This window comes from Priestia sp. FSL H7-0729, assembly GCF_038005685.1.
GTDB lineage: Bacteria > Bacillota > Bacilli > Paenibacillales > Paenibacillaceae > Paenibacillus.
The window spans coordinates 405292-417759 of the sequence record NZ_JBBOTQ010000002.1; the positions used below are offsets into that span (position 1 = coordinate 405292).

General features: G+C 48.7%; 7 protein-coding genes. 5 read left to right on the top strand and 2 right to left on the bottom strand.

Going from position 1 to position 12468, the window contains the following annotated elements:
- Nucleotides 1-90: 90 nt before the first annotated feature.
- The 4 genes from abc-f (at nt 91) to MHH93_RS08360 (ending at nt 8840) form a co-directional block, all read left to right on the top strand.
- Nucleotides 91-1983: a ribosomal protection-like ABC-F family protein gene (abc-f, locus tag MHH93_RS08345; RefSeq protein WP_500053649.1), complete on the top strand. Its 1893-nt coding sequence runs from the start codon at nt 91-93 to the stop codon at nt 1981-1983.
- Between the two features lie 413 nt (nt 1984-2396).
- Complete coding sequence (gene pheS / locus MHH93_RS08350; protein WP_047842255.1) at nt 2397-3431, top strand: phenylalanine--tRNA ligase subunit alpha; 1035 nt, start codon at nt 2397-2399, stop codon at nt 3429-3431.
- 108 nt (nt 3432-3539) lie between these two features.
- Nucleotides 3540-5993, top strand: a complete 2454-nt coding sequence (gene pheT / locus MHH93_RS08355) for a phenylalanine--tRNA ligase subunit beta (RefSeq protein WP_500053650.1) — start codon at nt 3540-3542, stop codon at nt 5991-5993.
- Between the two features lie 138 nt (nt 5994-6131).
- A complete protein-coding gene (locus MHH93_RS08360; RefSeq protein WP_500053651.1) occupies nt 6132-8840 on the top strand; it encodes a cell division protein ZapA in 2709 nt (902 codons plus the stop codon).
- Between the two features lie 104 nt (nt 8841-8944).
- Here MHH93_RS08360 and MHH93_RS08365 read toward each other — a convergent pair whose 3' ends face one another.
- Nucleotides 8945-9334 (bottom strand): cupredoxin domain-containing protein, encoded by a 390-nt coding sequence (locus MHH93_RS08365; protein ID WP_500053652.1) that lies wholly within the window; start codon nt 9332-9334, stop codon nt 8945-8947.
- A 216-nt stretch (nt 9335-9550) separates the two neighbouring features.
- Nucleotides 9551-9910, bottom strand: a complete 360-nt coding sequence (locus tag MHH93_RS08370) for a phage holin family protein (protein WP_017689637.1) — start codon at nt 9908-9910, stop codon at nt 9551-9553.
- A 187-nt stretch (nt 9911-10097) separates the two neighbouring features.
- Here MHH93_RS08370 and MHH93_RS08375 point away from each other — a divergent pair, with 187 nt between their 5' ends.
- Entirely contained in the window at nt 10098-12464 is a 2367-nt protein-coding gene (locus tag MHH93_RS08375) for an endonuclease MutS2 (RefSeq protein ID WP_500053653.1), read from the top strand.
- Nucleotides 12465-12468 lie beyond the last annotated feature (4 nt).

A 12468-nucleotide genomic window follows, 5' to 3' on the forward strand; every position in this document is an offset into this window, starting at 1 on the left:
TGCTTGATCCAACCCTGAATTGCCAAACTGCCGGCTGATGCCAGCGGTTTTTTTTGTTCACCAAAAAGGATGCAGGAAGGATGAGGCCTCATGATGACATTGGTACGCTTACATGAAGTATCAAAAGAGTGGAACGGTATTGAATTGTTTACAGGATTGAATTTGGAGATTAATGAGGGCGAACGACTCGCCATTTTGGGTCGCAACGGATGCGGCAAGACGACGTTGTTACGTATCATTTTGGGAGAAGAGTATGGTGGTGGACGGATTGAACGTCATATTCCGCAGCAGGAATGGGGGTTCATGCGGCAGCGCTCGGAGATTGAGACGGGCATGAATGTGCTGGATGCGGTCCGGCGAGAGAGCGGACAGATCTATGAAGTGAAACGGAACTTGGAAGAACTGGAGCAACGTTTGAGCACTAGCACTGAAGCGAATGATGAGCTGCTTGCAGCCTATACGCAAGTCCTAGAGCAATATGAACAGCTGAATGGTTATATGTGGGAGACCGAGGTAGAGAAGGTACTGACACGTCTTGGATTATCCGCAGAGCATTGGAACAGACCCTACCATTCCTTGAGTGGTGGACAAAAAACAAAGGCGCGCCTGGCGGGGCTGCTTGTCAGCAAGCCCAAATTCCTGATCCTGGATGAACCGACGAATCATCTGGATGAGGGAAGCATGCGCTGGCTTGAAGAGTGGTTATCCTCATACGAAGGTACGCTGTTATTTGTATCTCACGATCGAACCTTTATTGATCAGGTAGCATCAGGAGTGATTGAATTCAGTGCAGATGCCCTGACAAAATACAAAGGTGGATACTCCGAATACAAGCTCCACAAAGAGCGTGAATTACGGGAACAGGAAACGATCTACCGCAGGCAGGAGTTGGAGCGAAAGGCGTTGGAAGAAACGATTCGCAACTACCAGGAATGGTTCCATAAAGCGCACAATTCAGCGACCGATGTGGAGGTGAAGATCACTCAGAGCTTCTACAAGGCCAAAGCCAACAAAAATATTTCACGTTACCATGCGAAACAAAAACAGCTGGAACGTTTGGAGCGGGAACGGGTGGATAAACCTCGTGAAGCTGCAAAGTTGAACATGGAATTGCAGATGAACCCACTGGCTGCACGCCAGCTTCTTGCACTGGAAGAGGTGAGCTTTTCTTATACGGGTAACGATCCAGTGCTTCGCAACCTTCGAATCACTGTTGAACGTGGAGATCGGCTTGCTGTACGGGGTCCTAATGGAACGGGCAAGACGACACTGTTAAAGTTGATGATTGGTGAGCTGGAACCTTCGCAAGGCAAGGTCACACGGCATCCACAGCTGAAAATCGGTTACTTTTCACAGGAGCTGGAAGGGCTTCCCGAGAATCTAACACTGCTGGATAGTTTGCTTACCCTTCCATCCATGACACAAAGTGCGGCTCGTACCATTTTGGGGTGTTTCCTCTTTTCCAGGGATGATGTGTTTAAGCGTATTGGGGATTTGAGCATGGGGGAGAAGTGCAGAGTGGCATTTCTGAGACTGTATTTTGGCGGAGCGAATCTGCTTGTGCTGGACGAACCGACGAACTATCTGGACATCGATACCCAGGAAGTCATGGAGAATGTATTAAAACAGGCTTCAGGTGCTTTGGTGCTTGTATCCCATGACCGGATGCTCACGAAGACACTCGCGAATCGATTGTGTGATCTGGAGGCTGGGGGCACAGCAACCCTGTTTGAAGGAGGGGTGTCGGATTGGGAGCAGTCCAGCAAACTTCGGGAGCGTGCGCTGGAGACTCGGGAATCCGATGACGAGCGGTTACGATTGGAGATGCGTCTGTCGAAGTTGCTGTCTCCTGTGAGTACTGTTGGAAAAGACAGTCTGACACAGCCCGAGCATTCGAATGAGCGAGCAGTCGAGGCAGCTGAGATTCGCGAAATCCAGCAGCGCCTGAAACAATTGAAAGATAAGGGTGCAAGCATAAATTAGAACATGGACGGCTTGCTATTTCGATCTATTTTGCATATAATTATGAACGATCATCGATGATTATATCGATATAGGTTTAACTAATAATAAACGTGATGATGGAGATAAGTAAGCAGTACCTCTGGACAGGGAGGAAGCGCCGTAGATTGAGAGCGTTTCTGTAGAACAAGGCTGCCGAAATTCACTCCGAAGCGGTTCCCTGAACCTGTCTGTGTGCAGACACAGAGGCAACAGTAGGGGCAAACGGTTAACGGTCGTTATTCCGTACAAAGTGAGACAAAACCAGTTGCAGGCCAAAAGGTCCGTGCAGCAATGGATGTCTAACAAGGGTGGTACCACGGTCTTTTCGTCCCTTCAGGGGAGAGAAGGCCTTTTTTTGTTGCAAAAACACCACAAAAAGGGGGCAATTACACATGAAAGAACGTTTAGAGGCATTGAAGATCGAAGCGCTGGAGCAGTTGTCTGGTGTGAATGATCCGCAGACGCTTAGTGATCTGCGTGTGAAGTATTTGGGGAAAAAGGGTGCATTGACTGAAATTCTGCGAGGTATGGGCGCACTTAGTGCGGAGGAACGTCCGGTTATTGGTCAAGTAGCCAATGATGTTCGGGCTGCCATTGAGGAAGTCATCGACAGCAAGCAGGATCAGTTCCAGAAGGAAGAGACGGCGAAGCGTCTGCAATCCGAAAAAATTGATGTGACTTTGCCAGGACGTCGTGGACGTCAAGGCGGACTGCATCCACTGACCAAAGTGGTACAGGAGATCGAAGATATTTTCATCGGAATGGGATACCGCGTTGCGGAAGGTCCTGAAGTCGAAATGGACTATTACAACTTTGAAGCATTGAATCTGCCGAAGAATCACCCGGCGCGCGATATGCAGGACTCCTTCTATGTTACTGAAGACTTGTTGATGCGTACCCATACGTCTCCGGTTCAAGTACGTACCATGCAGAGCATGAAGGGCGAAGTGCCTGTGAAAGTCATCTGCCCAGGTAAAGTGTACCGCCGTGATGACGACGATGCGACGCACTCTTTCCAATTCAACCAGGTTGAAGGATTGGTCATCAGCGAAAACATTCGTATGAGTGATCTGAAAGGAACTTTACTGCAATTCGTACGCGAAATGTTCGGATCCCACACGGAAATTCGTCTGCGTCCAAGCTTCTTCCCGTTCACGGAGCCAAGTGCGGAAGTGGATGTAACTTGTGTACAATGTGGCGGCAGCGGCTGTCGGGTATGTAAGCAAACAGGCTGGCTTGAAATTCTGGGTGGTGGTATGGTTCACCCGAAAGTACTGGAAATGGGCGGCTATGATCCGGAGAAATACAGTGGTTTCGCATTCGGAATGGGCGTAGAACGTATCGCCATGCTGAAGTATGGTGTTGATGATATCCGTCACTTCTACAATAGTGATCTGACCTTCCTGAAGCAATTCGGTCGGCTGTAATTTTGACGATTGACGATAGTAACTGATCAAGCCATGACCTATGTTATATCATTCGTTCGGATGCTTGAGCGGCAACACTAAATATATAGATTAAGGAAGTGAACGTTCATGAGAGTATCGACAGATTGGCTGTCTGATTATATTTCCCTTGAAGGTGTGACGCCACAGGAATTGGCGGAGAAAATCACCCGTGCGGGTGTTGAGATTGATGTAGTGGAGAACCGCAACAAGGGCGTGAATAAAGTTGTTGTAGGTTATGTGAAGAGCAAGGAGAAACACCCTGATGCAGACAAACTGAATGTATGTGTCATCGATGCAGGTCAGGAAGAAGATCTCCAGATCGTGTGTGGTGCGAAAAATGTGGATGCCGGCCAAAAGGTAGTCGTAGCCCTGGTTGGAGCGAAGCTTCCGGGTGGATTGGATATCAAAAAAGCCAAACTACGCGGTGTGGTATCCCTTGGCATGATCTGTTCCGCCAAAGAGCTGGGCATGAACGATAAATTGCTGCCCAAAGATCAGCAGGAAGGCATTCTCGTCCTGCCGGAACAAACAGAGGTTGGCACACCAATCAGCCAAGTTCTTGGTCTCGACGACCATGTGCTTGAACTTGACCTGACACCGAACCGTTCCGACTGTCTCAGCATGCGTGGTGCCGCTTATGAAGTGGGTGCCATTCTGGGTCGTGAAGTGAAGCTGCCGAGTCCCAAAGACCAACTGGTTGAAGTTGGTGATCCGGCTACGAATCATATCTCTGTAGAGATTAAGGCGCAGGAGCAATGCAGTCACTATGCAGCTCGTTACGTAACGGGCATTAAGCTGGGTGCTTCCCCGCTGTGGATGCAAAACCGTCTGATGGCTGCAGGTGTTCGTCCAATCAACAACATCGTTGACATCACGAACTATGTCATGCTGGAATACGGTCAACCGCTGCATGCTTTCGATGCGGATAAGTTGGAAAAAGGCCATATTGAAGTGCGCATGGCCAACGAAGGCGAAACGATCGTTACGTTGGATGGGCAGGAGCGCAAGCTGGAGCCGCACATGTTGCTCATCACGGATGGCGTGAAACCTGTAGCCATCGCTGGGGTTATGGGCGGCGAGAATTGCGAGGTATCGGAAGGCACGGTGAATCTGCTCTTGGAGTCCGCCAAGTTCGATGGCGGAACCGTTCGGAAAACGTCGCGCCAACTGGGGCTGCGTTCCGAAGCAAGCATGCGTTTTGAGAAGGAAGTGGACCCGGGTGCGGTGATTACGGCTTTGGATCGTGCGGCTGAACTGATTCAGCGTTATGCTGATGGTGAAGTGCATCAGGGCATCGTGGAAGCTGGAGCGGAAGCTGCGGAGAAACGTGTCATTCAATTGTCGCTGGACAGACTGAATCGTTATCTGGGAACCGATCTGTCTTTGCTTGAGGTGAAAACGATCTTCGCTCGCTTGCACTTTGCATGTGGTGATGCAGATCAGGGATTGCTGGATGTGGAAGTACCAACACGCAGAGGGGATATTACCCTCGATGTAGACTTGTTTGAAGAAATTGCACGTTTGTATGGATACGACAACATTCCAACGACCTGGATCGAAGGACCGACGACTCCGGGGGCATATACACGCTCTCAAGCAATGCGTCGCACCATTCGTGGATTGCTCTCAGGCAGCGGTTGGCAAGAAATGATCAGTTACTCCTTTGTACACCCGGATAAAGCGACATTATTCCCAGCGTTGACACAAGGAAGTAAAGCCGTGAAACTCGCGATGCCGATGAGCGAGGACCGCAGTGTGCTTCGTACGAGTATTTTGCCGCAAATGCTGGATGCAGCGGTGTATAACATGAACCGTAAACAGGATTCACTGGCTGTATTCGAAGTGGGTAATGTGTTCTTCACCGAAGAAGATCAGTTAACCAAGCAACCACATGAGATTCCGGTACTGGGCTTGTTACTCACCGGTAATCGTGCAAGCCAGCAGTGGAATGTTGGAGCGGAAAAAGTAGACTTCTTCGATCTGAAAGGTGCGCTCGAGCAACTGTTCGCCTATGTGGGGCTTGAACAACGCATTCGCTTGGTAGCAAACAGTCCTGAAGGATTCCATCCGGGACGTTCCGCATCGGTTTACCTGGATGGCAAGGATGGCGGGGAAGGCACATTGATCGGTACATTGGGTCAATTGCATCCGGAACTGCAACAGCAGTATGATCTGAATGATGTGTACATCGCAGAGATTGCACTTGAATCGATCTACAATGAAGCAGACGCTGATATACGTTATCGTGAACTTCCGCGTTTCCCAGCCATGGAACGTGATATCGCGGTTGTTGTGAATGAGGATATTGAAGCGGGAGATATGCTGCGCACCATTCGTGAATCGGCGGGCGAATTGTTACAAACCGTACAGGTATTCGATGTGTTTACTGGAAGTAAACTGGGCGAAAACAAGAAGAGCGTGGCAATGGCACTGGTGTACCGGAATCGTGAACGTACACTGACCGATGAGGAAGTTACTGAAGTTCATGCCCGTGTCGTGGCTCGTCTGGAAGAGCAATTCGGAGCGGAATTGCGTAAATAGGACAGAAGAACATTTTTTGAACAAAGATTAGCAGGAATTGTTTGAAGTCACATCGAATCCTTAGCATTAGAGGATCGATGTGACTTTTTTGTGATTACAGCTTAGAATCAACATACAGACTTGAAGGAGGGCACAACTGTGACTACACCTGATCGTACACGCGTCACCGTAGAGATCTACGGGACTTCCTATAAACTGGTTGGCAGCAGTGCCGACTATATGAAACAAGTAGCTAACCTGGTAGATGAGCGTATGAGCGCGATCTCCAAGCAAAATTCCCGTCTGGATACTCCGCGTATTGCGGTACTGGCGGCTGTACATATGGCTGAACAGTCTCTTCAGACTCAGGAGCTCCGTAATGAACTGAAGATGCTCACTGGAGAACGTACAGAACTGAGAAATGAATTAAATCGGTTGAACGCCATACAAAATGAACATCAAAAAGAATTGGAACGTCGTGACCAGGCTCTTGCTGAAATGCAGAAGCTGAAGCTTGAAGCAGAGCAGGCGCTGCAAAAGGCTGAAACGGACAAGCAAGCAGAAATGGACAAGTTAAATGCATTGCTTGAGCAAGAGCGTGCACAGGCAACGGAGCGATTGCAGAAATTGCAGGCTCAAGCTACGGCACAACTGAAAGAAGCAGAAGCCAAGGGAACGAGACAGCTGAAGGAAATGGAAGAAAAAGCGGCAAATCAGCTTAAAACTGCCCAGGCACAGGCTGCTTCTCAGCTAAAAGAAGCTCAGAACCGTTCTGCCGCCGAATTGCAGCAGGCGCAGGCCAAAGCTGCGGCGCAATATAAGGAATTGCAGGAGAAGACTGCCGCTCAATTAAAAGCAGCCGAAAGCCGTGCCGTTGCAGAACGTCAACAAATTGAAGCCAAGGCAGCACAGCAGGTTCAGACAGCCAAGGAAGAAGCCGAGTCCGCCATCCTGTTGGAGTTGGAGCAGGCAGAGAACAACCTGAAGAAAGCTCAAGAAGAGGCGGCGCTGCAATATAACGAACTTCAGCAACAGATGGAACTTCAGCTCCAGCAGGCTGAAGAAAAAGCGCTGGAACAGACTCAGGCTCTGACGGAACAAGCAAATCAGGAGCGAGCTGCCTTGCAGGAACAAGCGGAGCAGAAGCGCCTGAATCAGATTAACCAATTAAATGCGGAGTTCAAAGCACTATCCGAACAGTCAGAACTCGAATGGATGGAGAAAGAAGCAGCCCTCGAGGAACAATTGCAACAAGCCAAGGAAGCAGCAGAATCTCAGGCAACGGAAGCCGCTGCGGCGGCAGAGGCCTTGTTGCAAGAAGAACGGGGCAAGCTCAAACAGCAGCTTGAGGAACAACGTAAACAGGCGGAGACTCGACTGCTGGATGTCGAAGAGCAATTGGAAGAAGTGATGACCCAGCTTATCAGTGCACAGGACATGGTTGCAGAGCAAGAACAGCAGCTTCAGCACGAGCGTGGTCAATTGGAAACGTTGCGTCATGAGCATGACGTCCGTAAACAGGAGCAGGAAGTTCAGACTCGCCGTATTACGGAACTGGAGCAGCAACTCGAGCAGTTGAAAGAGGACCGTTCCCAGTTGCAGGAGCTTCTTCGTGAAACGGAACAGGCTGCCCAGCAATCCCGTGATTTACAGGAACAATGGAAGCAGAAGTATAATGAAACTGTGGATAGAGAAACCTCTCTCACCGCTCAGCTGCGCAAACTTCAGGAGCAACATGCACAGCTTGAACAGGAAGTCCAAAGCCTTCGTGAGGCTGAAGCGAAGTCGGAAGCGGAACAGCGCAGACTGCATAAGGTGCTTGAACAGGCTCATGCCGCCGTGCGTACATTGCAGAATGAGATCGGCACACTTACGGAACGCGAAAAGTCCTGGAAAGACCTTGCCGAGCAGCGATTGGCTGAGATCGGGGATCTGGAGAATCAGATACTCGAAGTTGCTGAACAAAATGAAACGTTGGAGTCTGGTGTGCAATCTCTTCATGATGAATTGTCCGTAGTGAAGGAAGAGTCTCGTTTCAACCATGAAGAGGCTGTGCAATATCAGAAGGATGCAGAGCTCTTAGAAGAGAAGCGCAAAGAGCTTGAAGTTGAGCTCAATGTTGTTCGGGAAGAGCTGAACCGACTTCAGGATAACTATAAACAAATCCGTAATGATTACAGTGATGCGTTACAACGGGAAGAGAATTACAGTTCCAAAATTGATGAATTGCGCAATGAGAAGCAAGAAATTGTGATCGCGCTTGAAGAAGAAAAACGTTCTTCAGCTAAACTTTCGGAGCGTTACGCGCAGCAAGAGAGCCGACTGGCACAGACCGAGGAAGAAGCACTGGAGTGGCAGATCAAACACGAAGAACTGTCAGTGAAACAGGCTGAGTTGGCATCCCGTCTGGAGCAGTTGACGAGACGTGAAGAAGAACTGCGCTCAAGCGTTGAGCAAGCAGAGCAGAACGACCAGGTGTGGCAACGCCGTGCAGATGAATGGGCGGCTCAGGAGCAATCCTGGCAGGAACGCTGGGCTGCACTTGAGAATGAACTGACGGTTTGGAAGAAGGAAAGTGCCGCAAGTAGCGAATTGCTGGAGGGACTTGAGCAAGAACGACAGCAATTGGACAAGTTGCGTGCAGAAGCCACTCAAGAGAAAGAGATCATGGAAACCGAACTGCTTGAGATGGGAGAGCGTTACGAACTAGCGGCCAATCAATTACGTTTGTTACAGGTTGAACGTGAAATGGAGCAGGAGAAGGCAGAGCAGCTAAACACGGAATATCGTCAGTTGCATGATGAATATACGAAATTGCAGACGGAATATAACGAATGGATTGAACTGATTGAACAGGACCAGACCTAGAGGAATGAATACAGCAGGACTGGCTCGTGGGCAACGTATTCTGGTACAATTTGTTATACTAAAGAAGGAGCTCCCGTCGCTGCGGGGGCTCCTTGTCTTGAAACCTATTCTTCAACAATAATTTTGGAAATCATGCTGCTGTGTCCTGAACCACAGAAGACAGAGCAGGACATTTCAAACTCACCAACTTTGTCCGGGGTTATGACTTTGGAGCTGTTTTTGGTATCCAGTTGAAGATTCAGCTCAGGCACAAGCATACCGTGATTTCCGTTTACATTTTCATAAACAATGTTAACCGGAACGCCTTTTTTAAGATGGTACTCAGGTTGATCGAATTCGTAGTTGCTTGCCTTGATGACCAGTTCTTCACTGGCTGTAACTTCAGCATCAGATCCATTGCTGCCAGATTCAGTGGACTGTTTCGCCCCTCCACATGCAGTGAGGACCAGAATTAACATACAGGCAGCGAGCCATGTTATGCCTTTCTTCATCATGTGCCTCCTTAAAGCGTGATATGGATAAAATTTGAATGATTGCTCCAGTCATCATACCGCAATATGTGGATGCCTGTACACGCTGGGTATGTCGTTTTTTTGAAAATTGTACGTGTACGGCAGAGAGTGCTACTGCCCGAATGAAATAAACCTCTTCCGGCACGGGGCCTTCAGAGGTTTAAGAAAATTCATGGGGACGTTAAGGTGAAATGGAGATTAACTCTTAGAGCTTCGTCCGGCATCAAAAGGGGTGGATACCGGGATGAAAAGATCGATAATCCCGATAACCAGCGCAGCTAGAATGGCACCGAGCAGGCTGACTTCAACATGATCTACAACATATTGACCAAGCCAAATCACCAGTGCGCTAACGATAAATCCGACAATACCGCGACCAAACGGGTTGACCCTTTTGCCGAAAATGCCTTCAACAATCCAGCCGAGCAGGGCAATGACGAGAGCAAGCAGCAGGGCGCTCCAGAAACCACCAACGGCGAATCCGGGAACGATCCAGCTAACCACCATTAATACAATTGCGGCGATGATAAATCGCACGACATGTCCCAGGAAATTCATGGTGTTTACCTCCTTTTATTCGGATTGAACTGAGCAAGGCAACTCCAAGAGGATGGAGAGGTTGCACAATCCTGACACCTGTAGTTTGTGGTGCTGTGGTATAAGTTATGTGTGGAAGGATTCGTTAAATAGCGTAAGAAAGTTTCTTTCGTTATAATACAGATATAGTTTGGAAGGAGTTGTACACTTGGACACGAAAATTTTACACACACTGGAATATCGCAAAATTTTAAATACATTGCTTAGCTTTGCCCAGACGACCATGGGAAAAAAGAAAGCGGAGCAACTTGAACCAAGCAGTGAACTTGAAGAAGTGAAGCGATTGCTGCAGCAAACCGATGAAGCCTTCACATTTGATCGCCTGAAAGGTTCCCCGTCGTTTGGGGGAATTTTAGATATTACAGCTTCCATTAAACGTGCTGAGATTGGAGGCACACTTAACCCTCACGAACTTTTGGGAATATCCAATACGACCTATGCAGCGCGGCGTTTGAAACGTCAGATTGGTACTTTGCATGAAGATGAGCCCATCGAATCTCTGTTCTATATCAGTGACCAACTGTCAGAGCAAAAAACGCTTGAGGATGTCATCAAAATCTGTATTGACGATAATGCAGAAGTTGCCGACAGTGCAAGCGTAACATTGGCGCAAATTCGTCGTGAGCTGCGAGGCGGAGAAGCGCGGATTCGCGAAAAGCTGGATTCCATGATTCGATCCTCTACCGTATCCAAGATGCTGCAGGATCAGCTAATTACGATCAGAGGAGACCGTTTTGTTATCCCGGTGAAAGCTGAGTATCGTTCGTACTTTGGCGGGATTGTGCACGATCAATCCGGTTCGGGTGCGACATTGTTTATTGAGCCGGAATCCATTGTTGCAATGAACAACAAATTACGCGAAACCCGGATTCGGGAAGAACGCGAAATAGAAATTATTTTGCAGAAATTGACGGCACTTGTCAGTGAACAGGGAGAATGGCTGCTGTATGATGTCGACTTGCTGGGATCACTTGATTTTATCTTCGCCAAAGCACGTCTCGCTCGTGAACTGAAAGCAACATTACCACGCATGAATGACCGTGGATTCCTCAAACTGAAAAAAGGCCGTCATCCATTGATACCGATTGAAAACGTGGTTCCAATCGACATTGAATTGGGCAATGATTATACATCCATTATCGTGACAGGTCCGAATACGGGCGGTAAGACGGTAACACTCAAAACGATTGGATTACTGAGCCTGATGGCGATGTCCGGTTTATTTGTTCCGGCAGAGGATGGAAGTCAGCTATGTGTATTTGATGCAATCTATGCAGACATTGGGGACGAGCAGAGTATCGAGCAGAATCTGAGTACGTTCTCCAGCCATATGACGAACATCATTCGCATTCTGAAGAACATGACGCCGAAAAGTCTGGTATTGCTCGATGAACTTGGAGCAGGAACAGACCCGGCTGAAGGGTCCGCACTGGCGATCTCCATGCTGGAGCATATGCACCGGACAGGATGTCGCATGGTTGCGACCACCCACTACAGTGAACTGAAAGCATACGCATATGAGCGTAAAGGCGTTATTAATGCCAGCATGGAATTTGATATCAATACATTGAGTCCAACCTATCGCCTTTTGGTAGGTGTACCTGGACGAAGTAATGCATTTGCCATTGCAGAGCGGTTGGGACTGCCAGGTTACATTCTCGACTACGCCCGTGGCGAAGTGAAGGAAGAGGATCAACGGATTGAGCACATGATCGCTTCTCTGGAAGAGAACCGTCTTACGGCTGAACAAGAGCGTGAGAAGGCAGAGAACTTGCGCCAGGATATGGAGAAATTACGCAGCCGTCATCAGACGGAACTTGAGAAATTGGAACAGCAGCGTGATCGCCGGATTGAAAAAGCAGAAGAAGATGCACGCAGCATTGTGGACAAGGCTCGCGCGGAAGCGGAGAAGATTATAGCAGATCTTCGCCTGTTGGCTATGGAAGAAGGTGCTTCTGTGAAGGAGCACAAACTCATTGCTGCCCGCAAACAACTGGACGAGGCTGAACCGGAGAAACGCAGAAAAACGGTTAAGAAGACGGCGACAGCGCCGAAGACTCGTGCTATCGGTCCTGGTGATGAAGTGCTTGTCTACAGTTTGAATCAAAAAGGCCATGTTGTAGAGATGTCGGGCAGCAAAGACGCTATGGTACAATTGGGGATTATGAAAATGAAAGTATCCCTGGATGACCTGGAACTACAGCAATCGGCTCCCGCAGCCAAACCGAAGCAAAAACCGGTAACGGGTATGAAACGAACCCGTGATGACAATGTGAAAAGTGAATTGGATCTGCGTGGCACCAACCTGGAAGAAGCTCTGATGGAGACAGACCGATTCATTGATGAAGCGTTTCTTGCCAATCTGGGCCAAGTTTATATTATTCACGGTAAAGGTACAGGAATTTTACGTTCCGGTATTCAGGATTACCTGCGTAAGCATAAACATATTAAAAGTTACCGGCTGGGGAATTACGGAGAAGGCGGAAACGGTGTGACCGTCGCAGAATTGGAATAGCCGG